The organism is Mesorhizobium sp. B2-4-18, from assembly GCF_006441385.1.
In the GTDB taxonomy this organism is placed as follows: Bacteria; Pseudomonadota; Alphaproteobacteria; order Rhizobiales; family Rhizobiaceae; genus Mesorhizobium; species Mesorhizobium australicum.
The window spans coordinates 256,611-280,103 of record NZ_VFUW01000005.1 but is presented as its reverse complement, the minus strand read 5'-3'; the positions used below and the strand labels follow the sequence as shown (position 1 = coordinate 280,103).

Here is a 23,493-nt window from a genome sequence, read left to right as displayed (position 1 = left end):
GATACACCATCCATGGAGAAGCGGAATATCATGCCTGAACGAATTGCGGACGAGGCCATCTTGCGGGCGGTCGACGATGGCTTCGACCGCCAGCTCGCCTTCTTGGCGGACCTCGTACGCTTTCCCTCGCAGCGTGGTGAGGAACACGCCGCGCAATCCTTCATGGCGGCCGCCTATGAAGCCAATGGCTATGCGGTCGATATGTGGCGTGTCGATGTCGATGCGATCCGCGACCTGCCTGGATTCTCGCCCGTAGCGGTTTCCTACGATGACGCGTTCAACGTCGTCGCCACCCACACGCCGAAAAACGTCACCGGTCGCTCGCTGATCCTCAACGGCCATATCGATGTGGTGCCGACCGGACCGCTCGACCGCTGGGTGCGAGATCCCTACGATCCGGCGATCGAGGATGGCTGGATGCATGGGCGCGGCGCCGGCGACATGAAGGCCGGCCTGTCGGCCTGTCTCTATGCGCTGGCCGCCTTGCGCGGCCTCGGCTATCAGCCGGCGGCGAAAGTGTTCCTGCAGTCGGTGGTCGAGGAGGAGTGCACCGGCAATGGCGCGCTTGCTTGCCTGCAGCGCGGTTATCGCGCCGACGCCGCCTTCATTCCCGAACCGCTGGAACCAAGACTGATGCGGGCGCAGGTTGGGCCGATCTGGTTCAGGGTCGAGGTCGACGGCGATCCGCAGCACGCGTCGGGCGCCTTTTCCGCCGGCGCCAATGCCATCGAGAAGGCATTTCTCATCATCCAGGCGCTGAAGCAACTCGAAATCGTCTGGAATGCCAGAAAGGTTGACGACAGGCATTTCTGTAATCATCCGCACCCGATCCGATTCAACCTCGGCAAGATCGAAGGCGGCGAATGGACATCGAGCGTTCCGGCGCGCTGCGTCTTCGAGATGCGGGTCGCGACCTATCCCGGCCAGAAGCTCGAGGACGCCAGGGCCGAACTCGAGGCCTGCATCGCCGATGCCGCCCGCGCCGATCCGTTCCTCGCCAATCGCCCGCCCAGGATGACCTACAACGGCTTCATGGCCGAGGGCTATGTGCTGGAAGGCGCCGACGAGATGGAAGCCGTGCTGCGCCGCAGCCATACCGCCGTGTGGGGTGAGCCGTTGACGGAACATGTCACCTCGGCCACCACCGATGCGCGCTTCTTCGGCCTTTATGCCGACACGCCGGCAATTGTCTACGGCCCGATCTGCCGCATGCCGCACGGCTATGACGAGGCTGTCGATCTCGATTCCGTGCGCAAGGTCACCCAGACCATTGCGCTCTTCATCGCCGACTGGTGCGGCCTCGAACCCATCGATGCCGAGGTCAGGCCATGAACGCGGCCGTATCGGATGCTTTCGGCGAGACGCTCGCGGACGATGCGCCCGATGTCTCGATCGCCGAGGCGCTTGCCCTGTTGCGTCGCCACTATGGGCTCACTGGCAGCGCGCGCACGCTGCCAGGCGAACGCGACCACAATTTTCACATCCAGACAGAAGGCGAGGGTGAATTTGTCCTGAAGGTCTCGCATCCGGCGGAAGAGGCTGATTTCACCGATTTCCAGAACAAGGCGCTCGACCACATACTGATCGTCGACCCGGCTTTGCCGGTTCCCTCGGTGCGCAAGAGCCTTGAAGGCGAAGCGCAGTTCATGGTCGACCTCGGCGGATCGGTGCCGCGCATCGTGCGGCTCGTCACCTATCTGCCGGGCCAGCTGCTTTCGCGCTCGCCCACCTCATCGGCACAGGATCGCAATCTCGGCATCTTCCTCGCCCGGCTTGGCCGGGCGCTGCGCGGCTTCTTCCATCCGGCCGCCGGCAGCGACCTTTTGTGGGACATCCGCAAGGTCGCCAAGACGCGGCCCATGCTGGCGCATATCGTTGATGCCGGCCACCGCGCCATGGTCGAGCGCGCCATTGACGCCTACGAGGAGCACGCGGCGCCGGTTATTCCCGGACTGCGCGCCCAGATCGTCCACAACGACATGAACTCCTACAATGTGGTGATGGACGCTTCGCGACCGGAAATGGTCAACGGCATCCTCGATTTCGGCGACATGATCCATTCGCCGCTGATCTGCGATCTCGCCATCGGGGCCGTCTATCGCTGGCCGGCCGAAGGTCATCCGCTGGCGCCCGCCGCGCGCTTCGTCGCCGGCTATCAGTCCGTGCAGCCGCTCGAGATCGAAGAACTTGGCATCCTCTTTCACCTCATTCGTGCCCGCCTCGCACTCATCGCCAACATCGCCAGCTGGCAGGCCGAGCGTTTTCCAGCCAAGCGCGACTATGTCCTGCGCCTCATCACCGAGGTCTGGGCCTCGCTTGAGCGGCTGGACGGACTGTCGTCCGCGGACGCCCGCCGCTATTTTCTCGACCATTCCAAGCCGGAGTAGATGCCGTGTCCCTGTCCTCGCCACATCCTGCAAATGTCGACTCGGCGGCATCCGAGCAAGCGCTGCTCGAACGCCGCGCCAGATTGCTCGGGCCAACCTATCGCGCCTTCTACCGCAGCCCCATCCATCTGGTGCGTGGCAGCGGTGTCTGGCTCTACGATGCCCAAGGCCGAAAATACCTCGACGCCTATAACAACGTCGCCTCCGTCGGACACTGCCATCCGCGCGTCGTGGAGGCGCTATCTGGGCAGGCCGCCACGCTCAACACGCACACGCGCTATCTCAGCGAGATCATTCTCGACTACGCGGAAAGGCTGCTCGGCACGCTTCCCCCCCGTCTCGGCCATGCCATGTTCACTTGCACCGGCAGCGAGGCCAACGATCTCGCCATCCGCATCGCCCAGCACTCGACCGGCAACACCGGCGTGATCATCACCGACTTCGCCTACCACGGCGCGACCATCGCGACAGCACAGCTGTCGCCGGCTGCGGTCGGGGCAGCGGGCGTGCCCGCCCGGCATCGGGCCGTGGCAGCGCCGGACACGTTCCGCGACGGCGGCCGCGCCGCGCATGATTTCGCCAGAAATGTCGCCGCCGCTATCGAGGATATGCGGGCGCAAAATATCCGCCCGGCGGCGCTGCTGCTCGATTCCGCCTTTTCAAGCGACGGCATCTTCTTCCCCGACGCTTCCGTCATGCGCGATGCGGCCGATCATGTCAGGAAGGCCGGCGGCATCGTCATTGCCGACGAGGTCCAGTCCGGTTTCGGCCGGCTTGGCCAGGGCATGTGGGGCTTCGCCAACTATGGCCTCGCGCCTGACATCGTCACCATGGGCAAGCCGATCGGCGACGGGCATCCGATGGGCGCGGTGATCGTGCGGCCGCAGCTGGTGAGCTCGTTCGGTTCGAACACCGGCTACTTCAACACTTTCGGCGGCAATCCGGTCGCCGCCGCGGTCGGCATCGCCGTGCTCGATGTGATCGAGGGCGAGGGGCTGATCGAGAACGCGCGGACGGTTGGCGCCTATACAGGAGAATTGCTGCGCGCCTTGCAGAGCCGGCACGGCATGGTCGCCGATGTCAGGCACAACGGCCTCTATTTCGGCGTCGAGCTGATGGCGGAGGATGAGGCCACTGCTGCTGCCAAGACTTCATCCGTCGTTGAAGCCATGCGCGAGGACGGCGTGCTGATCTCGTCGTGCGGTCCACGCGGCAATGTGCTGAAGATCAGGCCGCCGCTGCCCTTTGCCAGGGACAATGCCGAGCAGCTGGCCGAGGCGCTCGATCGCGCACTGTCGAAATGGTGAGCTGAGCGGGCACGCATGCTGAAGCTCGAGCATCAAACCCTCAACGATCGCGCCTACGGCGCGCTCAAGCAGGAATTGATCTCGGGCGGCTTCAGCCCGGGCCAGACACTGGTCATCCGCAAGCTTGCCGAGAGCTTTGGCATTTCGACGACGCCGATCCGCGAGGCGCTGCAAAGACTGGTCGCCGAGCGACTTCTGGAAATGCAGAACAACCGCTCGATCATCGTGCCCTTGCTCTCCGCGCCCGCCTTCTCGGAACTGACGCGCATCCGCATCGCCGTCGAGGGACTGGCAGGCGAGATGGCCACGTCACGGATGACTGAAAGCGGGCTGGCCGACATCCAAGCCGCGCTCGCCGACATGCAGCGGGCCATCGAGGCGCAGGACGCCACGGCCTATCTGGCCCTGAACGAAGCCTTCCATTTTGCTATTTATGAGCACGCCGGCGCGCCGATCCTCTTGAACATGATCCGCGATCTCTGGGGGCGCGTCGGACCCTATCTCAAGCTCCTGATGCGGGCCGATCGCTACATTCCGCAATCCAATGACGCACACCGCGGGATCGTCGCCGCGCTGGAACAGCGCAACGGCCCGGCCGTTCGGGCTTCCCTTGAAGAGGATATCTCCGTGGCGGCCGCGGTCCTCTGCGACAATCTCCACATGGCGCACTGATCGCGGGCAGGCTCGGTCGGCCTATGCCGTCTCGTCCATCCGGTCGCGCAGGATGCTCCAGCCGAGCAGCATGTTGGGCGCGTGCCGCAGCAGGGCATGGAACGGAATTGGCGCCGGCGGTGCGAAGGGCACCGGCACATCACGCGCTTCGGCTCCAGCGGCCCAGTCGGCCAGCACCTTGCCCATCGCCGTGGTCATGGCGATGCCGCGTCCATTGCAGGCGCGACCGGCGATCAGCCCCGGTCCGAGGTCCAGGAGATGCGGCAGGAAATCCGGTTCGACCGCCGCCATCCCCGACCAGCTGTAGGCAAGGGGGGGCAAATCAGGCAGGTCGAGGTGCCGGCCGAGCCGTCGCCAGATTGTTTGCGGCACGCGCGTATCGGCGCCGGCGCCAAGAATATGCATGCCGCCGCTGATCAGCCGGTTGTCGGCGTCGAAGCGAAAGGTGAAGAGGTTGCGCCTGGTGTCGCCGACGCCTTGTCCGCCAGGCAGCAGACGCGTTCGGATTTCATGCGGCAGGGGCGCGGTCGCGATCTGGAAGACCTTCAGCGGAATATAGGTTCGCCGCAGCAACGGATCGAGCGACCCGCCATAGGCGTTGGTAGCGATCAGCACCTTGGCCGCGCGTACCAGGCCCAACCGTGTTTGAAGTGCCCAACCATCGGCGACGCGATCGATCGAGGTGACCGGCGTGTGCTCGAAAATCTTCGCGCCGGCCTTCTCCGCCGCATCGGCGAGCCCCCGCGCATAGGCGACCGGATTGAGCACGCCGCTGGAACGATCCATCCAGCCACCGACATAGCCGCGTGCGCCGGTCAGCGCTTCGACCTCTTGCCGATCCAGGGTTACGACAGGCCGGCCGCGCCGCGCCCATTGGTCCGCGCGGGATTTGACCTTCTCCAGGGCCGCCGGCGAGTGCGCCGGCTGGATCCATCCGTTCTGCACCGCGTCGCAGTCGATGCCGTGCCGCCGGATCAATCCGAAGACGAGGTCGGCACTGCCGGCGGCAAAATCGATGAGGCGTTCGCCGCGCTCGGCGCCGAGATGCGCGAGGATGCTGCCGGGGTCCATCCTGGCGAAGTTCGGCACGACGAAACCGGCATTCCTGCCAGTCGCGCCCCAGGCGATGATCTCGGCTTCGAGAACGGCGATGGAAAGTCCTTTTCCGGCGGCGTGCAATGCGGTTGAAAGGCCAGAAAATCCGCCGCCGACAATGGCAAGGTCGACATCGAGGTTGCCACTCAGCGCAGGCCGCTTGCGGCGATCGCGGCTGATGGCATGCCAAAGCGAAGTGCCGTTCGCACTCTGCCGGATCAGGGAATTCATGAACCGGAACTGCTTTTGTCCGTCGCGATCCGCGTGCGCTTGCTGAAGCGCGTCCGCAGCGGCCTGTCGCCGAACAATCCGTTCGGCCGCATCAGCAGGATCACGCAGAGCATCACGCCGATGGCGACGATCTGCAGCGAAGCGGCGCGCGCCTGCTGCTCGGGCGGGAAGAACACGCTGGTCAGCGTGCCCGATCCGGCCCAAATCCCCCAGACCAGGACAGTGCCGATGACCGCGCCGAGATTGCTGCCCGAGCCCCCGACGATCAGCATCACCCAGACCTGAAAGGTGAGGATCGGCAGGTAATTGTCCGGCGCGATGAAGCCGGTGAAATGCGCCTGCAGCGCGCCAGCCAGCGCCATGATGGCGCCGCCGACGGCAAACGCCTGGACGCGGTAGAAGCGCGCGCTCTTGCCCAGCGAAATCGCGGCCCGCTCGTCCTCCCGCAGCGCCTTCAGCACACGCCCCCAGGGGCTGCGCGACAAGTGTTCCAAGGCGAGATAGGCAATCAGCGTCACAGCGCAGACGACGGCAAGGTTCGACAGGTTGAACAGCAGCGGCGTCTCCGCCAGGCCGCCGAAGGGGCGCGGGATGAAGCCGATGCCGAACGGGCCGCCGGTCAGGTTCTGCGCGTTGAGTGCGACCAATTGCACGACGACGGCCACGCCGAAAGTGGTGATCGCCAGATAGTCGGATCTAAGACGCAACGTCGCCATGCCGGTAAGCGCGGCCGCAATGCCGCCAACGATCATGGCACCCACCCAGCCGGCGAGGATGGGCAGGCCAAAGCCGCCGAGCCGCGCGGGATCGTCCGGTGTCGTCAGCAGCGCCGAGGTGTAGGCGCCGATGGCGACGAAGCCCGCCAGGCCGACATTGAACAGGCCGGTCAGGCCCCATTGCAGGTTGAGCCCCAGCGTGACCAGTGAGAAGATCAGCGCCGTGGTCAGGAAGAAGGCGCCGTAGCCGACCAGATCGATCATCTTTCCCGAACTCCGAAAAGGCCGATCGGCCGCACGAACAGCACAGCCATCAAGATGACGAAGGAAACGGCGGCGCGCCATTCGGCGCCGATCAGCTGCACCGCGCCGGCTTCGGCGAGACCGATGATCAGGCCGCCGAGCACCGCGCCCGGGATGCTGCCGATGCCGCCTAGGATGGCGGCGGCGAACATCGGCAGCAGCATGTCGAAGCCCATGAACGGGCGGATCTGCACCAGGATGCCGATCATCACGCCAGCCACGCAGGCGAGCGCGCCGCCGATGATCCACGTCACCCGCACCACGCTGGCAACGTCGATCCCGACGACGCGGGCCAGTGCCGCGTTCTGGCTCAAGGCCTGCATGGCGCGGCCAGTCTGCGTGCGCGTCATCAACAGATGCACGCCGAGCACGAGTATGGCGGTCAACACGAGCAATGCGATCTGGTCGGGCGTGATGCGGATGCCGAAGCCGACCGGCATGGCGATCTGGATCGCCCGGCTGAAATAGGTCGGCCGTGAGGTGAAGGTGAATTCGAGCAGGCTGCGTAGCGCCATCGAGGCGCCGAAGCTCGCCATCACCACGATGATCGCCTGGCCCTGCGAGCGCAGCCGCGAAAACAGGATCTTGTCGAGCAGCAGTGCGAGCAAGGCGGTGAATGCCATGCCGACGATCAGGGCAACAAGAAGCGGCCAGCCGAAGGACAGCGGCCCGATCGGCGCCACCTTGCCGAACATCGCACCGATGGCACTGACCACGGCCAGCGTCGCATAGGTGCCCCAGGCCATGAAGTCGCCATGGGCGAAGTTGGAGAAACGCAGGATCGAATAGGTGAGCGTCACGCCGATTGCGCCGAGGCCGATCATCGAGCCGGTCAGCAATCCGTCGACGATGAATTGCAGGCTCATGCCGCGCCTCCCTTACCTACGTGAGAAGGGCGCTGGCCAAGATAGAGTTCGGCGACGACAGGGTCGTTCCACAATTCGGAGGCTATGCCTTCGTGCCGGTCCTTGCCTTCGGCCAGCACATAGGCGCGGTCGCCGATGGCAAGCGCTGCCTTGGCGTTCTGCTCGACCAAAAGGATGGTGACTCCGGACTTGCGGATGCCGGCCAGCATCTCGAATACCATCGCGACGAACTTCGGCGACAGGCCGGCGGACGGCTCGTCCAGCACCAGCACCTTGGGATGGACGATCAGCGCCCGCGCCACGGCAAGCATCTGCCGCTGGCCTCCCGACAGATTGCCGGCGGCGGTGCGGCGCTGGCGGACAAGGTCGGGGAAGGCGGCGTACATTTCCTCGATGCGGGCCGGGATTTCGCGCCGCTCGAGGATGCCGCAGGACACCTTGAGATTGTCCTCCACCGACATCAGCGGAAAGATGTTCTCGGTCTGCGGCACGAAGGCGAGGCCAAGCCGCACCATGGTGTGGGCGGGCGCGGCGGTGATGTCCCTGCCGTCCAGCAGCACCGTGCCACCGGTGATCGGCACGAGGCCGGCGATCGCCTTGATGAAGCTCGACTTGCCGGCGCCGTTGGGGCCGAGCACGACGACGATCTCGCCTCTGTCGACGGTGATCGAGGCGCCGCGCACGATCGGCACGCCGGGCTCATAGCCGGCTTCGAGGTCGCGGACATCGAGAACGGTCTCGCTCATGCGGTGCCTCCGAGATAGGCCTCGATGACGCGCGGGTCGCGCGCGACCTCTTCTGCCGTGCCTTCGCTCAGCAGTTGGCCGCTCGCCATGACAAGGACGCGGTGGCAGAGCCGCGTCACCATGTCGATGTTGTGCTCGATCAGCAGGAAGGTGATGCCGCCCGCGTTGATGTCGCGGATGCGGTCGATGATGACTTCGAGCAACGCCGCATTGACGCCGGCGGCGGGTTCGTCAAGCAGGATGATCGCCGGGTCGGCCATCATGACCCGGGCAAGTTCGAGCAGCTTGCGCTGGCCGCCGGACAGCACGCGCGCCGGCTCATGGGCGAGATGGCTGAGGGTGACGAGTTCGAGCAGGTCGAGGGCTTTCGTCCGGGCGGCTTTTTCCTGTGCCGCCACCCGCCACGGCGTGAGGAAGTTAGCCAGCAGCTTTTCGCCGGCCTGGCCCTGTGCCGCGAGCATGATGTTTTCGATCAGCGTCAGATTGGGTAGCGGGCGCGGGATCTGGAAGGTGCGGCCGAGCCCTCTGCCGATGCGCAAATGAGCGGCTTCGCCCGAGACGCGCGTGCCGTTGAGAAGGATGTCGCCGCTGGTCGGCAGGATGCTGCCTGCGAGCAGGTCGAACATGGTCGTCTTGCCGGCCCCGTTGGGTCCGATCAGGCCGAGGATTTCGCCGGCTTTGACATGAAACGAGACATCGTTGACGGCGACAAGGCCGCCGAACCGCCTGACGACGTTGCTTGCCGTCAGAACCGGGACACGGGTCTCCTTCCCCTGCCTTTCCGCTGCCTCGCTCATCAAACCCTCTGGCCGAAGACGGTCGTCGCCGTCTTCTGATTATGATTTGTGATCACACTTGCTTTGATCACGCTATTCGGCTTTAATTTCATCTGCAAGCCGAAAACCCGCCGAGAACGGAATTCCATGCAAAAGGCTGCCATCGAGAAAAACAACGAGGCGATCGCGGCCCAGCTGGCTCCGGTCGGCCGCGAGACGGTGCAGGATCGCGTCTATTCCGAGCTGCGTCGGGCCTTGATCGGCGGCCTGTTCGAGCCAAGCCAGGTGCTGACTATCCGTGGGCTGGCCGATGCGCTGGTCACTTCGACAATGCCGGTGCGGGAGGCGCTTGGCCGGCTGATCACGGAAAAGGCGCTGGAGGCGCTGCCCAACCGTTCGGTGCGGGTGCCGCCAATCACGCTGGAGCGCCTCGACGATCTCTTGCGTGCCCGCGTCCTGATCGAGGGCGAGGCGATCGCGCTGGCCGCCGCCCGCATGGGGCCGCGCCAGATCTCCACCATCGAAACCATTCTCGGCGAGTGGGACGAGATGCGGGCGCTGAAACACAAGAAGGATGTCGACCGCGAAGTGACGCTCAACCAGAGCTTTCACTTCGAGATCTATCGCTCCTGCGGCTCGGCCGTGTTGATCCCGATGATCGAGAGCCTGTGGCTGCAATCAGGTCCATGCATCCGCGTCGCCATCTACGCTTTCTCGGAAGCCGGCGAGGTCGACACCGCCCAGTATCACCGCCGCATCGTCGAGGCGCTGGCCACGCAGGATGCTCGGGCGGCGCGCGAAGCACTGGTCGCCGACATCAGCCGGCCCTTCACCTTCCTGCGCAGCAAACTGCAATCCGCCGTCGCGAAAGGCCAGATATGACCTCCATCAGGATCAGCGAGCCCCGCTCCAAGCTTTCCGTCACTGCGCTGCTGCTGCCGGAAAAGGCGCCGGAGAATGCGGCCTTTCTCACAGCCTATCTCGCCACGCCACGTGTCGTCCCCGCCATTCACGCCATGTGGACGGGACCTGAGATCTCCTCTCCGGTTCCATCAGCCGATCTCGAGGGGCAGGCCTATGCCCAGCCGCTGCCGGCGGAGAACGCGACCCTTACGCCGCAGCCAGGTGACATCGTGTTGTCCTACGTGCCGCCGCGCATGTGGGGCGGCAACCCCAACGCAATCTTCGACATCGGCCTGTTCTACGGGCAGGGCGCGCGTCTGCTGTTCCCGATCGGCTGGCTGGCCGGCAGCGTCGTCGCGCAGGTGAGACCCGGGGAGCGCGATCAATTCGCGGCTGGCTGCGGCATCATCCGCCGCAACGGCGCCTGCGACATCACCTTCAGCCTGGTGGAGGCCTGAAATGGCTGACGACAGTTTCGAACTCTTCGATCTCCGCGTCGAGGCGGTCATTCCGCGGGGCAAGCCGATCTATTGCGGCGCCAGGGCCGGCGACTATTTCGAGCTCAAGGGCGAGATGCTGTCGATGCCAGCCGGGCAGGGCTTTTCGATCTATTCGATCTCGGCGGTGCTGCCGCTCCTGGCGGCGAAGCAGCGCCCGACCCACCCGAACGACTGGATGACCTCGGACGCGGAGATCGCCTGTCCCGATCCCAACTGTGCCAGCAGGCTGCGGATCGTCAGGCTGGCCAAGCGGCGGTTCAGCCATGCCGAAACCACGGCCGTGCCGCTGCCGAAGGGGAATGACCTGACATGACCGCCAAGGCATTCGAGCTCAGCCCGGGCTACGCGATTTCGCGCGTCATACGCGGTGGCTGGCAACTGGCCGGCGGCCATGGCGCCATCGATCGCAGTCAGGCCGTAAGCGACCTGATCGCCACCTTCGATGCCGGCATCTGGACCTATGACTGCGCCGATATCTACACCGGCGTCGAGGAATTGATCGGCGCCGCGCGCTTGCGGCTGGCCAATGAGCGTGGTCTCGATGCAGCCGCCAAAATGAAGGTGCACACCAAGCTGGTGCCCGACCTTGAACGGCTCGCTACGATCAGCCGCGACTATATCAGGGGCATCGTCGACCAGTCACTGCGCAGGCTTAAGACCGAGCGGCTCGACCTCGTGCAATTTCACTGGTGGGATTATGCGCAGCCGCGCTATGTCGAGGCGATGGGTTGGCTCGACGAGCTTCGGCGCGAGGGCAAGCTGCGCAATCTCGGCACCACCAATTTCGATACGCCCCGGCTTGCCGAAATCCTGTCAGCCGGCATCCCGCTGGTCAGCCAGCAGCTGCAATATTCGGTGCTCGACCAGCGTCCGGCGAACAGCCTCGCGACGCTTGCGGAGGAAAACGGCGTCAGCTTCCTCTGCTACGGTTCTGTGGCCGGCGGCTTTCTCAGCGACAAATGGCTTGATGTCGCCGAACCCCGCACGCCGCTCGAAAACCGCTCGCTGGTCAAATACAAGCTGATCATAGACGATTTCGGCGGCTGGGACCTGTTCCAGCAACTGCTTCGCGCACTGAAGGCGGTGGGCGACCGCCACGCCGTCGACATCGCCACCATCGCCAGCGCCTGGGTGCTGGAGCAGCCGCGAGTGGCCGCGGTCATCGTCGGTGCCCGCAACCAGGCGCATGCGCTGGCCAACGCCAAGATCATGGATGTCGTACTCGACGCCGATGACCGTGCGCGGATTGCAGCCGTGATAGCGAGGGGCAACGGCCTTGAGGGAGATGTCTACACGCTGGAGCGCGACCGCCACGGCCGCCACGGCTCGATCATGCACTACAATCTCAACGCGGGCCGGATATGAAGACCATGGACGACAGGTTGTTTTCGCAGGCCAGCGCCGAAGTCGTCGATCTGCATCGCTTTTTCGTCGACTGGTTCGTCGCCTCGCGCGCCGACAAGGTGGATTTCGGCCGCTTCGAAGCCGTCATGGGCGAAGGCCTGACCATGATCGCACCAGGCGGCCAGATCCTCGACCGCGATGCCGTGATCGACCATGTGCGCTCCAGCCGCGCCACTTGCGACGACGGCTTTGCCATCTCGATCGAGGACATCCGGCCCGGCTGGCAGGATGGCGATACGATCGTCGTCCTCTATGTCGAGGCGCAGCTGCGCGCGGGCAAGCACAGCCGCCGCCAGTCGAGCGCGGTCTTTACCACCCGTTCATCGGCGCCCAACGGCGTCCAATGGCGGCATCTGCATGAAACCTGGCTGCAGGTGCCGGAACACTGAGACTTTCCAGACGTCAAATCAGTTCGTGTAACTCAAGGGGAACAACAATGAGAAAGACGATACTCCAGCTCACCACGGCACTTGCTCTCGTGACGATGGCGGGTGCCGCACAGGCCGCCGACTGCAAGATCACCGTCGGCCTCGTCATGGAACTGACCGGTCCGGCCGGCGAATACGGCCAGGCCGGCGCCAAATCGGTCGAAATGGCCTTCCGCGACATCAACCAAGCCGGCGGCGTGCGCGGCTGCGATCTCGTCACCGACACGCGCGACAGCCAGAGCCAGGGCAACATCGCGGTCGATGCCGCCACCCAGCTGGTGCAGGTCAAGAAAGTGCCTGTGATCATCGGTGGCATCATTTCCTCGGTGTCGATCCCGATCCTGACCTCGGTGACCGCGCCGGCCAAGATCGTCCAGGTCTCGCCGGCGTCGTCCTCGCCGACACTGACGACACTCGGCCGCGACGGCAAGACCAACGGCATCTTCTTCCGCACCATCACCTCGGACGCGCTGCAGGGCGTGGCCGCCGCCAAATATGCCGTCGACAAGGGTTTCAAGAAGCTGGCGATCATCCACGTCAACAACGACTTCGGCGTCAACATGGTGGCCGAATTCTCGCGGGCCTACAAAGCGCTCGGCGGCACCATCGTCTCCGACACCCCCTACAACGAGAAGCAGTCGAGCTACGCCTCGGAAGTCACCGCGGCGATGGGTGGCGAACCGGATGGACTGTACCTGGTCAGCACGCCCGTCGACGGCGCCACCATCGCCCGCACCTGGATTTCGCAGGGCGGCGTGCAGAAATTCCTGCTCAATGACGGCATGAACAGCCCTGATTTCATCGAGTCCGTCGGCGCCGGTTATCTGAAGGACGCCTATGGCACGTCTTCCGGCACCAGCCCGACCGCCTCGACGGAGTATTTCACCAAGAACTACAAGGCGTTTTCCGGCATCGAACCGTCAAATCCCGCGGCAGACCGCTCCTATGATGCCGGCGCCATTGTCGGGCTCGCCATCGCGATTGCCGGCTCCGAGGACCCGGCCAAGATCAAGGACGCCATGTACAAGGCGGTCGATCCCGCCGGCACGCCGATTTATGCCGGCAAGGAAGAATTCGCCAAGGCGCTCGGCCTGATCAAGGACGGCAAGCCGATCCGCTATGAAGGCGTCATCGGTCCCGTCGCCTTCGACAAGTTTGGCGACATCACTGGCCCGTTCCGGCTGTGGAAGATCGCCGACGGCAAGGTGACGACCGATGGTGAAATGACCACCGATGACGTCAACGCGCTGCAGGCCAAGCTTCAGTAAGCCGACGTTGTACTTCCGGCATCGATCTCGCCCATCGCGATCGATGCCGGCATAGCCTGAGGCAGCTCGATATCGCTTGCACGACAAGCGGGCGCGATTAGGATCGGCCGGCTGCAATTCAGGGATGGCTAGCGTGCTGGACAAGGATACTCATCGGGCGATCTGGTTGTTGGATGCTGACGGTGCGCCCTGTCACGCAGGCGCCTGAGCCGGATGTCGCCTGAAACACAACGGCTGCTCTCCGCGCTTGGCAACAGGCTGGGCGCGGGCGGCATGCTCGCCGGCTCCGACGTGGACCAGCGCTATCGTGACGATCCCGACGGCAAGCTCGGCGTGCTTCCCGAAGCCGTGCTGCGCCCGCGCGATGCCGAGGGTGTCGCGGCGGCACTCGCCGCGTGCAACGCTCTTGGCCAGCCGGTCATCGTCCAGGGCGGGCGCACCGGGCTGGCCGGTGGCGCGCGCGTCCAGCCGGGCGAGGTCGTGCTATCGCTGGAACGCATGACCGGCCTTGCCGCCCCGGATCGTCAAACCGCCACCATCGTCGCCGAAGCTGGCGCGACGCTGCAATCGGTGCAGGAAGCGGCCGACGGCGCCGGGCTGATGTTCGGCGTCGATATCGGCGCGCGCGGCTCCGCCACGGTCGGCGGCAACATCGCCACCAATGCCGGCGGCATCCGCGTGCTGCGTTATGGCATGTACCGGGCACAGGTGCTGGGGCTGGAGGCGGTACTCGCGGATGGCACCGTGCTGACGTCGCTCAAGGGCCTGCCCAAGGACAATTCCGGCTACGACCTCGGCCAACTCTTCATCGGCGCGGAAGGGACGCTTGGCGTCGTCACCCGCGCCGCGCTCCGGCTGCATCCCAAGCCCGCATCCGAGGTGAACGCCTTCTGCGCGCTGCCTTCGCTCGATGCGGCGATTGGCCTGCTTGGGCTGCTGCGGCAAAAGCTCGGCCCGCTTTTGTCCGCCTATGAGGTCAATATCGCGCCGCTCTATGACGTCATGGTCGCCAGCATGGCCATGCCGGCGCCGCTTCCGGCCGGATCACCCGTCTATGTGCTGGCCGAAATCCAGGGCAGTGAGCCAGAACGTGACGGCGAGCGCTTCGCCGAGGTCTTGATGCAGGCGGTCGAGGACGGCGTCGTCGACGATGTTGTCGTCTCCCAATCGCCGCGCGAATTCCGCGCGCTGTGGGATGTGCGGGAGGACGCCAACCGCGTCCTGTTTTCGATGAAAGGCCTGATCGGCGTCGACATCAGCATCCCGTTGGCGCGAATGGGGGCGTTCCTGCAAGAAGCGGATGCCGCCATCCGCGCGGTCGATCCCGGTGCCGACATCTACGTCTTCGGCCATCTCGGGGACGGCAACCTGCACTATCAGGTGCTGACGGCGGACCCGGCGGCGGCCTACGGTATCATCTATCGCGGCGTGGCGGCGGCCGGAGGTGGCGTGTCGGCCGAGCATGGCATCGGCCTCGACAAGAAGCAGTGGCTGAATCTGGTGCGCAGTGACGCCGAGATCGCCACGATGCGGCGGCTGAAGACGGCGCTCGATCCGAAGAACATCCTCAATCCCGGACGAGTCTTCGACCTTGACCCAACCGTTTGAAACTCAGGTACGTTCCGTCGCCATTTGCCTGGGAATGAGAAAACGGGCGGCGAGCACGCAGAGCAGCACGGTGAACATCAGGATCAGCGCCACCAGCGCGTTGATGTCGGGCGAGAAGCCTAGCCGCATCATCGCCCACAGCCGCACCGGCAGCGTGCTTTGCGTGCCGGTGACCAGGATGGTGATCATCGTCTCGTCGAACGACAGCGCGAAGGCCAGGATGGCGCCGCCGACCATGGCGCTCGACAGGTTCGGCAGGATGATGCGCCAGAAGGTCTGCCAACCGCTGGCGCCGAGATCGTAGGATGCTTCGACCAGTGTGCGGCTCATCGACTGCAGCCGCATCAGCACAGTGCGGTAGACGATCGCCAGCACGAACACGGTGTGGCCGATGACAACCGTCAGCAGCGAGCGTTCGAGGCCGATCTCGCGGAAGAAGATCAGCAGCGCCAGGCCGCTGATGATAGGCGGCATCAGGAATGGCAGGAAGATGATGAACTGCAGAACCGAACGTCCCGAGCGGCGGCCGTGGTAGTAGAGCGCCAGCAGCGTCCCGCTGACCACCGACAGGATCACGGTACAGACGCCGACGATCAGCGTGGTGCGCAACGCGGTCAGGATGTCATGGTTTTCAGCCAGCGCCACATAGGTCGAAAAGGTCGGCGACGACCAGTCGACATTGCCATGCGAAATGGTGAAGAACGACGACACGATCGGCACGAACAGTGGGCTGTAAAGCAGTACCGCGACCAGCGTCGTAATCGCGGCCAGGAAGATGGTGGACGGCCGGGGCAGCGCGCTCATACCGACGTCCCCCGGCTGCGCCCGAACCGTTCGCCAATGAGAATGGCGGCGATCACCACGATCGCAAGCGCCACCGACAGCGCGGCGCCGAACGGCCAGTTATAGGCCGTGCCGAACTGGCTGTAGAGGATACGGCCGAAGGTGAAGCCGCTGATCCCGCCGACCATCTGCGGTGTCAGGAAATCGCCGATCGCCAGTACGAAGACGAAGCTCGCCGCCGAGGCGACGCCGGGCAGGCTCAGCGGCAAGGTGATGCGCAGGAATGTCTGCAGGCTGCTGGCGCCCAGGTCATCCGAGGCGCGCAGCAAGGTCTGCGGAATCCGCTCCAGCGACAGGAAGATCGGCAGGATGGCGAACGGGATCAAAAGCAGGCTCAGCGTCAAGAGGATGGCGTTCATGTTGAAGACGAAAAGCGTCGACGGCTGATCCAGGATGCCGAGCGCCACCAGCGCGTTGTTGAGGAAGCCGTTGAGGCCGAGGATGCTGCGGATCGCGTAGATCTTGATGACGTAGCTCATCAGCAGCGGCACCAGCAGCAACATCAGGAGGGCGTAGCGCCACCGCCCCTTCAGCGTCGTCAGGAAGTAGGCGGCGGGATAGGCGAGCAGGATACAGATCACGGCCACCGATACGCACAGCACGATGGTGTTCCAGAACACCGGCAGAAAGATCGGGTCGGTGAAGAACCTGACATAGTTGCCGAGCGTCGGTGCATGGACGATCGTACCCTGGTCGACGCTGAAGAAACTGTAGACCAGGAAGATTGCCAGCGGCACGAGAACGAAGATAACCGGCAAGGCGAATGCCAGCACCGTCACCAGCCGTGACAGCCGCCGTTGCGCGGCGTGTGTCGAGCCGGTTCCGCTCATGCCAGCACCAGATGGCCTTCATGCGGCGCAAACGAAAGCCAGACCGTCTCGCCGGATTTCAAGATGCTGCCGTCGATCCGGCTCGGCATGCGCAGCCGCAGGCGCTGCGCGGCATCGTCCGCCCCCGCCATGATCGTGGCGACCGTCGACGAGCCGGCAAAGGCGAGATCGACAATGGCACCGGAAAAGCGATTGGCGCCATCACGGGCGTCCGCGAGATGCAAGGCTTCGGGGCGGAACGCCGCGAAAGCCGCGGCGCCATCCGGGGCAATCTTCAGATGCGGCTGGTCGCTGATCGAGCAGACCAGCCGTCCGAGTGCCGTCTCGATCGGTCGCTGCTCGCCTTGCACTGGACCGAGTTTTCCAGCCACCAGATTGTTCTCGCCGAAGAAGCGCGCCACGAATTCGCAATTCGGCTTGTAGTAGAGCTCATGCGGCGTGCCGAGCTGGCGGATATGGCCGGCCTGCATGACGCAGATCCGATCGGCCATGCCGATCGCTTCTTCCTGGTCGTGGGTGACGAACAGGAAGGTGGTCTTGATCTCGCGCTGGATGGATTTCAGGAACTCCTGCATCTGCCGGCGCAATTCGAGATCGAGTGCCGCCAGCGGCTCGTCGAGCAGGATCAGGCGCGGCTGGCAGATCAGCGCCCGGGCGAGCGCGACACGCTGGCGCTGGCCGCCGGAAAGCTGTGCCGGAAAGCGCTCGGCGAAACGTCCGAGCTGCACCAGATCGAGGGCTTGCGCCACGCGGCTGGCGATCTCCTTGCGCTTGATATGGCGCACCGAAAGCCCATAGCCGACATTGCCGGAGACGGTCATATGGGGGAACAGCGCATAGTCCTGGAACACCGTGTTGAACGGCCGCTTGTTGATCGGCATGCGGCTGATGTCCTGGCCGTCCAGCCGGATCTCGCCTGACGTCAGCGGCTCCAGCCCGCCGATCAGCCGCAGGACCGTGGTCTTGCCCGAACCCGACGGTCCAAGGACGGTGAGGAACTCACCGTCCCGGAGCGACAGGTCGATGTCGTGCAGCACGGGAACCGTGCCGTAGGATTTCGAGACGGACCGCAGCGTCAAGAGGTCGGTGTTCTGGCTCATGGGATATTCTCGCATACGCTTCGGCGGTCCGGAACGTCCGGACCGCCGGGTCCTTCGAAGTCAGGCGCGGAAGGGATCAGGGCGTCGCCTTGACCTCGTTCCACAAGTCCGAACGCTTGAGCGGATCCTCGACATTGTTGAGCCAGACCAGCTTGTCGTTGCCGCCCGCACTGCTCGACTCGACCACCGTGTTGCCGAATCCGGTGCGCTCGGAAAGCGCGCCGCTGACCTTCTTCGTCAGCATGAAGTCGATCCATTTCTCGGCCGCGGCATTGTCGCGGACACCCTTGGAGATCACCCAGTTGTCGAGCCAGGCAAGCGCGCCTTCGCTCGGATTGACGTAGGCGACATGGGCGCCGATCTTCTGCAGTGCCTTCACCTGCTGCTGGCCATAATTGGCCCAGATCAGCGCAACATCATTGTTCTGGTAGATCTGCTGCGCCTCGTCGGCGGTGGTGTAGAAGCTCAGCACATTGCGCTTGAGCTCGACCAGCTTGGCCTTGACCGCCGCCATTTGTTTTTCGTCGAGGTTGAACGGATCCTTGTAGCCGAGCGTCAGCGCGGTGAACGAGAAATTGTGCTCGCCATTGTCGTAGGCGAGGATCTTGCCCTTGTAGGCCGGATCCCACAGGACGGACATCGAGGTCGGCGCCGGCTTGACCTTGTCGGTGTCGTAGATCAGCCCGATGGAATCGAAGCAGAACGGAATACCGTAGACCTTGCCGTCCTTGGTGTCGCCGCTGACCTGAGACAGATCACGGAAGCGCGGCAGCACGTCCTTCTGGTTCGGCAGCTTGGTGATGTCGATCGGCGACACCAGATCGGCCTTGATGTAGCGCTGCAACTGGGCGGTGTTGACGGCGAAGACGTCGAAGTCCTGCCCTTCGCTGCCCTTGATCTTGGCCCAGATTTCGTCATCGCTGCCGATGAAGACGACATCGACGCCGATGCCGGTGGCGGCGGTGAAGTCCTTCACCCAGTCCGGGTCGGCATAACCGTCCCAGGCCAGCACGCGAAGGTTCGCGGCCAGCGCCGCCGACGTCATCAGGCCGATGCTGAGCCCGATGGTCGCTAGTCTCAGAAACGCTTTCTTCAGTCCCATTTTTAATCTCCCATTGTCGTTCTGGTGGACCGTAATTTCCGGGGCTATCGCCGTCACAGCTGGGTGACGGCGACCAGTCCCTCGTCCGGCACCGACACCATCCGGTTGCGCAACGGCTTGCCGAATGTCTGTGCCTGGATTTCATACTCGTCGCCGGAAGCCGTCTTGACGCCGGAGGCGTAGCTCATCACCGCCGCTCCGAAGAAATAGGCGTGCAGGTCGCCCGCCCTGCGGTGCATCGGGTAGCGGAAATGGAAGTGTTCGAGATTGGCGATCGAATGCGACATGTGCGCTTCGCCCGACAGGAATTCCTGTTCCCAGATAACAGTGCCGTCGCGCAGAATGCGGGAATGGCCACGCACTTCTTCGGGCAGGTCGCCGATCAAAAGCTCCGGTCCGATCGAGCAGGAGCGGAGTTTCGAGTGGGCGAGATAAAGGTAGTTCTCGGCCTCCGTCACATGGTCGGAATATTCGTTGCCCAGCGCATAGCCGATGCGATAAGGGCGGCCATCCGGCCCATTGAGGTAAAGGCCGACGATCTCGGCTTCTTCGGCGCCGGCTTTCGCGAAGGCAGGCATCGGCAGATCGGCGCCAGGCGGCACGACACAGGTGCCGACGCCCTTGAAGAACCATTCGGGCTGGATGCCGATCTTGCCGGCGCCGGGCTTGCCCCCGTCCAAGCCCATGCGGAAGATCTTCAGCGAATCCGACTCCTCGGCGTCCTCGCCATGGGTCAGCACATGCATCTTGTCGCGCGCGGCGGCACTTCCCGTGTGGGTGAGGCCGGTGCCGGTGACCAGGAAGCGCGCCGGTTCCGGATGGTCGACGGGAGCGAGCACGCGGCCATCGCGCAGCAGTTCGCCATAGTCGATCGTGGCCGCAGCCGTCCGCTTCTCGACCAGCGCCGCGATCGACGCACCCTGGGCGATCGCCGCTTCGGCGAGCTCCAGCACGGTGCTTGTCTTGTCGAGTAGATACAGGCGATTGCCGTCGTCATCGGAAACGCGGCCGACCCGCCTGCCGCCGTCGATCGTTGTGTACTGAACAAGACGCATGAAATACCCTTCTTCCCTAGAGGCCGTACCGGGTCACACCCAGCCCGCGTCGACGATGAACTGTTGGCTCGTGCACATCAGGCTGTCGTCGGCGGCGAGGAACAGCGCCATGCGCGCAATGTCGGATGGCTGCAGCCGGTCGGGCAGGCACTGCCGCTCCGCGATCTGGCGTTCGCCGGCGGGGTTCAGCCATAGCCGCATCTGGCGCTCTGTCATCACCCAGCCAGGCACCATGCAGTTGACGCGGATGCGCTCGGGGCCGAGTTCGCGGGCCAGCGCCCGCGTCATGCCGTAGACAGCGGCTTTCGCGGTGACATAGGCAGGGCAGTCGGGATCGCCGACCATCCAGGTGATGGAACCGAAATTGATGATCGAGCCGCCGCCCAGCGAGTCCATTTGCGGACGCACCGCCTGGGCGGCGAAGAACTGGTGGCGCAGATTGACCGCCATGCGGTCGTCCCAATAGGCCACCGTGACGTCCTTGGTCTGGTGGCGGTCGTCATTGCCGGCATTGTTGCACAGCACCTGGATCGGGCCGTTGTGCCGCATCGCCTCGACGGTCGCCGCCTGCAGCTGCTCGACATTGCGCAGGTCGCAGGGAATGAACAGCGGCGCGGCATGCCCTTCGGCCGCGATCGCATCGACCAGGCGCCGTGAAGGCTCCTCGGCCAGATCGACGAAGGCGACGCGGCTGCCCTGCGCGCAGAAATGGCGCACCAGGCTTTCACCGATGCCGCTGCCGCCGCCGGTTATGAACACGCTGCGGCCCTTCAGGCTGGGGTAGGTCGCGTAGCTGCCGATCTGATTCGTCATTGCGCGCCTCTCTAATGGGAATGCCGGGGGATGCCGGCATCGCGCCGACCGACGAGAAAGTCGAAGTCGCAGCCCTTGTCGGCCTGCAGCACGCGCTCGACATAGAGGCTCTGGTAGCCACCTTGCGGCGGCTCCGGCGGCTTCCAGTCACGGCGGCGGATCGCCAGTTCCTCGTCCGAAACCAAAAGCTCGAGACGGCGGCCGGCGACGTCCAGCTCGATGAGATCGCCGTCGCGCACCAGGGCCAGCACACCACCGGCCGCGGCCTCCGGCGCCACATGCAGCACCACCGTGCCGTAGGCGGTACCGCTCATGCGCGCGTCCGAAATGCGCACCATGTCGGAAACGCCTTCTCTGAGCAGCTTGGCTGGCAGCGGCATGTTGCCGACCTCGGCCATCCCGGGATAACCGCGTGGTCCGCAATTCTTCAACACCATCACCGAGGAGGCGTCGATATCCAGCTCCGGATCGTCGATGCGGGCATGGTAATGCTCGATGTTCTCGAAGACGACCGCCTTGCCGCGATGCTGCATCAGTTCGGGCGTTGCCGCGGACGGCTTGATGACGGCTCCGTTGGGCGCCAGATTGCCACGCAGGATCGAAATGCCGCCCTCCTTGGTCAGCGGCTCGCGCAGCGGCCGTATGACCTCACGGTTATAGTTGGGCGCGCCGTCGATCAGTTCACCGATGGTCTTGGCGCTGACGGTCATGGCGTCGCGATGAAGAAGCCCCACTTCATCAAGCGACGCCATGACCGCAGCTAGCCCCCCGGCATAGTAGAAATCTTCCATCAGGAACCGGCCCGACGGCATCAGGTCGACAATGGTTGGCACGCCGCGGCCAAGGCGGTCCCAGTCATCGAGGCCGAGATCGACACCGACCCGGTTGGCGATGGCGATCAGGTGCAGCACCGCATTGGTCGAGCCGCCGATCGCGCCATTGACGCGAATGGCATTCTCGAAGGCTTGCCTGGTAAGGATCTTTGCAATCGTCACGTCGCGGTGGACAAGATCGACGATCTGCCGTCCGGCCAACTGGGCAAGCACGCCTCGGCGCGAATCCACTGCCGGGATCGCGGCGTTGTCGGGCATGCCGATGCCGAGTGCTTCCACCATGCTGGCCATGGTCGAGGCTGTGCCCATCGTCATGCAGCTGCCGGCCGACCGGCTCTGGCCCTGCTCGGCGGCGAGGAAGTCGGCGACCGGCATGCGGCCGGCCTTGACCTCCTCGGCGAATTTCCAGACATGCGTGCCTGAGCCGATATCCTGTCCGCGGAACTTGCCGTTCAGCATCGGCCCACCGGAGACGGCGATGGTCGGCAGGTTGCACGAGGCAGCCCCCATCAAGAGCGCCGGCGTGGTCTTGTCGCAACCGACAAGCAGGATGACGCCGTCGATCGGATTGCCGCGGATGGATTCCTCGACATCCATGCTGGCCAGGTTGCGAAACAGCATGGCGGTGGGGCGCATGTTGCTCTCGCCTAGCGACATGACAGGGAATTCGAACGGCAGGCCGCCGGCCTCATACACGCCGCGCTTGACGTGATCGGCCAACGCCCGCAGATGCGCATTGCATGGTGTCAGTTCCGACCAGGTATTGCAGATGCCGATCACCGGGCGGCCGTCGAAAGCGTCAGCGGGAATGCCCTGGTTCTTCATCCAGCTGCGGTGCATGAAAGCGTTCTTGCCTTCACCGCCGAACCAGGCTTCGGACCGCAATTTGCGTTTGGTCTCGGTCACGATTGCAGGCCCCGCTCGTTGTGGCGTTTGTTGCGGTTCTCGACGCTGCGGCGCACGTCATCCTCGGCATTGTCGATGAGCACCAGCAATGCCTTTTGCGCGCCGGCGGCGTCGCCGTCGGCAATCTTCTCGGCGACTTCCCGGTGCAGCGGCAAGGAATGGCGCTGCCCTTCCGGATTGTCGTTGGAGAGGCGAAAGCTCATTACCAACGCGGTCTCGACCAGCGCGGCCAGCGAGCCGATCAGCTCGTTGCCGGTCATGCGCAATATGGTCTGGTGGAACACCAGATCGGGCTTGGCGAAGCGGTCTCCGTCATCGCTCAGTGCTTCCATTTCAGCCAGCGCTGCATGGATCTCGGCGATCTGAGCCGGCGTCGCACGCTGCGCGGCAAGGGCCGCCGACATCGGCTCGATGGCGCGGCGCAGTTCAAACAGCGCCCGCACATCCTCCGCACTGACACCGCCGGCATAGCGCCAAGACAGGACGTCGGGGTCGAGGAAATTCCAATCGGCGCGAGGACGCACCCGCGTGCCGGTCTTCGGCCTGGATTCGACCAGCCCCTTGCCCGCCAGCACCTTGATCGCCTCGCGCAGCACTGTGCGGCTGACCCCCAGCATCTCGCTGGAATCGTCGGCATTAGGCAGCGCCTCGCCGGGCAGGAAGTCGCCCTGCACGATGCGCAGCCCGATCTGCTCGACGACGGTGGCGTGCAGCGCGGTGGAACCGCTGGAAACCGCGACCGCGACTCGTGACGTGCGGGCCGTGCTGAATGATTTTCTATTCTTCATACTATTCATATGA

At 64.5% G+C, this 23,493-nt stretch carries 24 protein-coding genes; 11 read left to right on the top strand and 13 right to left on the bottom strand.

Annotated features, from left to right (window positions below; translation table 11 throughout):
- The first annotated feature begins 30 nt into the window (after window positions 1–30).
- The 4 genes from FJ527_RS14630 to FJ527_RS14615 are packed head-to-tail and all read left to right on the top strand — an operon-like array spanning window position 31 to window position 4,366.
- A complete protein-coding gene (locus FJ527_RS14630) occupies window positions 31–1,332 on the top strand; it encodes an ArgE/DapE family deacylase (protein WP_181166360.1) in 1,302 nt (433 codons plus the stop codon).
- On the top strand, window positions 1,329–2,387 hold the full coding sequence (locus tag FJ527_RS14625; protein ID WP_140715254.1) for a phosphotransferase: 1,059 nt from the start codon (window positions 1,329–1,331) through the stop codon (window positions 2,385–2,387). The genes FJ527_RS14630 and FJ527_RS14625 overlap by 4 nt, the downstream gene beginning before the upstream one ends.
- 5 nt (window positions 2,388–2,392) lie before the next feature.
- Window positions 2,393–3,694: an aspartate aminotransferase family protein gene (locus tag FJ527_RS14620; protein ID WP_140823440.1), complete on the top strand. Its 1,302-nt coding sequence runs from the start codon at window positions 2,393–2,395 to the stop codon at window positions 3,692–3,694.
- Window positions 3,695–3,709: 15 nt separating this feature from the next.
- On the top strand, window positions 3,710–4,366 hold the full coding sequence (locus FJ527_RS14615) for a GntR family transcriptional regulator (RefSeq protein ID WP_140823439.1): 657 nt from the start codon (window positions 3,710–3,712) through the stop codon (window positions 4,364–4,366).
- A 21-nt stretch (window positions 4,367–4,387) separates the two neighbouring features.
- On the opposite strand, the gene FJ527_RS14610 is transcribed toward FJ527_RS14615, so the two are convergent.
- The 5 genes from FJ527_RS14610 to FJ527_RS14590 are packed head-to-tail and all read right to left on the bottom strand — an operon-like array spanning window position 4,388 to window position 9,120.
- Window positions 4,388–5,692 (bottom strand): FAD-dependent oxidoreductase, encoded by a 1,305-nt coding sequence (locus tag FJ527_RS14610; protein WP_140823438.1) that lies wholly within the window; start codon window positions 5,690–5,692, stop codon window positions 4,388–4,390.
- Entirely contained in the window at window positions 5,689–6,672 is a 984-nt protein-coding gene (locus tag FJ527_RS14605) for a branched-chain amino acid ABC transporter permease (RefSeq protein WP_181166359.1), read from the bottom strand. Before FJ527_RS14605 ends, FJ527_RS14610 begins: the two co-directional genes overlap by 4 nt.
- A complete protein-coding gene (locus tag FJ527_RS14600; protein ID WP_023771168.1) occupies window positions 6,669–7,577 on the bottom strand; it encodes a branched-chain amino acid ABC transporter permease in 909 nt (302 codons plus the stop codon). Before FJ527_RS14600 ends, FJ527_RS14605 begins: the two co-directional genes overlap by 4 nt.
- Window positions 7,574–8,323 carry an ABC transporter ATP-binding protein gene (locus tag FJ527_RS14595; protein ID WP_140823437.1) on the bottom strand — a complete coding sequence of 250 codons (750 nt, stop codon included), beginning with the start codon at window positions 8,321–8,323 and terminating at the stop codon, window positions 7,574–7,576. The genes FJ527_RS14600 and FJ527_RS14595 overlap by 4 nt, the downstream gene beginning before the upstream one ends.
- Complete coding sequence (locus FJ527_RS14590) at window positions 8,320–9,120, bottom strand: ABC transporter ATP-binding protein (RefSeq protein WP_140823436.1); 801 nt, start codon at window positions 9,118–9,120, stop codon at window positions 8,320–8,322. The genes FJ527_RS14595 and FJ527_RS14590 overlap by 4 nt, the downstream gene beginning before the upstream one ends.
- 126 nt (window positions 9,121–9,246) lie before the next feature.
- Here FJ527_RS14590 and FJ527_RS14585 point away from each other — a divergent pair, with 126 nt between their 5' ends.
- The 7 genes from FJ527_RS14585 to FJ527_RS14555 all read left to right on the top strand — a co-directional run bounded on the left by FJ527_RS14585 (window position 9,247) and on the right by FJ527_RS14555 (window position 15,210).
- A complete protein-coding gene (locus FJ527_RS14585) occupies window positions 9,247–9,981 on the top strand; it encodes a GntR family transcriptional regulator (protein ID WP_140823435.1) in 735 nt (244 codons plus the stop codon).
- The gene (locus FJ527_RS14580; protein WP_140823434.1) at window positions 9,978–10,460 is read left to right on the top strand and encodes a DUF3830 family protein; all 483 of its coding nucleotides are present in this window, start codon (window positions 9,978–9,980) and stop codon (window positions 10,458–10,460) included. The genes FJ527_RS14585 and FJ527_RS14580 overlap by 4 nt, the downstream gene beginning before the upstream one ends.
- Window position 10,461: 1 nt before the next feature.
- Window positions 10,462–10,815: a TIGR04076 family protein gene (locus tag FJ527_RS14575; protein WP_140617451.1), complete on the top strand. Its 354-nt coding sequence runs from the start codon at window positions 10,462–10,464 to the stop codon at window positions 10,813–10,815.
- A complete protein-coding gene (locus FJ527_RS14570; RefSeq protein WP_140823433.1) occupies window positions 10,812–11,867 on the top strand; it encodes an aldo/keto reductase in 1,056 nt (351 codons plus the stop codon). Before FJ527_RS14575 ends, FJ527_RS14570 begins: the two co-directional genes overlap by 4 nt.
- Window positions 11,864–12,295 carry a DUF4440 domain-containing protein gene (locus tag FJ527_RS14565; RefSeq protein ID WP_041163518.1) on the top strand — a complete coding sequence of 144 codons (432 nt, stop codon included), beginning with the start codon at window positions 11,864–11,866 and terminating at the stop codon, window positions 12,293–12,295. Before FJ527_RS14570 ends, FJ527_RS14565 begins: the two co-directional genes overlap by 4 nt.
- Window positions 12,296–12,342: 47 nt before the next feature.
- On the top strand, window positions 12,343–13,602 hold the full coding sequence (locus FJ527_RS14560) for an ABC transporter substrate-binding protein (protein WP_140823432.1): 1,260 nt from the start codon (window positions 12,343–12,345) through the stop codon (window positions 13,600–13,602).
- A 213-nt stretch (window positions 13,603–13,815) separates the two neighbouring features.
- Window positions 13,816–15,210 (top strand): FAD-binding oxidoreductase, encoded by a 1,395-nt coding sequence (locus FJ527_RS14555; RefSeq protein ID WP_140823431.1) that lies wholly within the window; start codon window positions 13,816–13,818, stop codon window positions 15,208–15,210.
- 3 nt (window positions 15,211–15,213) lie between these two features.
- Here the strand turns inward: FJ527_RS14555 and FJ527_RS14550 are convergent, their stop codons facing one another.
- The 8 genes from FJ527_RS14550 to FJ527_RS14515 form a co-directional block, all read right to left on the bottom strand.
- The gene (locus tag FJ527_RS14550) at window positions 15,214–16,014 is read right to left on the bottom strand and encodes an ABC transporter permease (RefSeq protein ID WP_015319016.1); all 801 of its coding nucleotides are present in this window, start codon (window positions 16,012–16,014) and stop codon (window positions 15,214–15,216) included.
- Window positions 16,011–16,883, bottom strand: a complete 873-nt coding sequence (locus tag FJ527_RS14545) for an ABC transporter permease (RefSeq protein WP_140823430.1) — start codon at window positions 16,881–16,883, stop codon at window positions 16,011–16,013. The genes FJ527_RS14550 and FJ527_RS14545 overlap by 4 nt, the downstream gene beginning before the upstream one ends.
- Entirely contained in the window at window positions 16,880–17,983 is a 1,104-nt protein-coding gene (locus FJ527_RS14540; protein ID WP_140715234.1) for an ABC transporter ATP-binding protein, read from the bottom strand. Before FJ527_RS14540 ends, FJ527_RS14545 begins: the two co-directional genes overlap by 4 nt.
- A 76-nt stretch (window positions 17,984–18,059) precedes the next feature.
- Window positions 18,060–19,085, bottom strand: a complete 1,026-nt coding sequence (locus FJ527_RS14535) for an ABC transporter substrate-binding protein (RefSeq protein WP_015319013.1) — start codon at window positions 19,083–19,085, stop codon at window positions 18,060–18,062.
- A 53-nt stretch (window positions 19,086–19,138) separates the two neighbouring features.
- Entirely contained in the window at window positions 19,139–20,140 is a 1,002-nt protein-coding gene (gene araD1, locus FJ527_RS14530; RefSeq protein ID WP_015319012.1) for an AraD1 family protein, read from the bottom strand.
- A 33-nt stretch (window positions 20,141–20,173) separates the two neighbouring features.
- Complete coding sequence (locus FJ527_RS14525; protein WP_140823429.1) at window positions 20,174–20,953, bottom strand: SDR family oxidoreductase; 780 nt, start codon at window positions 20,951–20,953, stop codon at window positions 20,174–20,176.
- Window positions 20,954–20,964: 11 nt separating this feature from the next.
- Window positions 20,965–22,692 (bottom strand): IlvD/Edd family dehydratase, encoded by a 1,728-nt coding sequence (locus tag FJ527_RS14520; protein ID WP_140715228.1) that lies wholly within the window; start codon window positions 22,690–22,692, stop codon window positions 20,965–20,967.
- Window positions 22,689–23,489: a FadR/GntR family transcriptional regulator gene (locus FJ527_RS14515; RefSeq protein ID WP_246677717.1), complete on the bottom strand. Its 801-nt coding sequence runs from the start codon at window positions 23,487–23,489 to the stop codon at window positions 22,689–22,691. The genes FJ527_RS14520 and FJ527_RS14515 overlap by 4 nt, the downstream gene beginning before the upstream one ends.
- Between the last annotated feature and the right edge of the window lie 4 nt (window positions 23,490–23,493).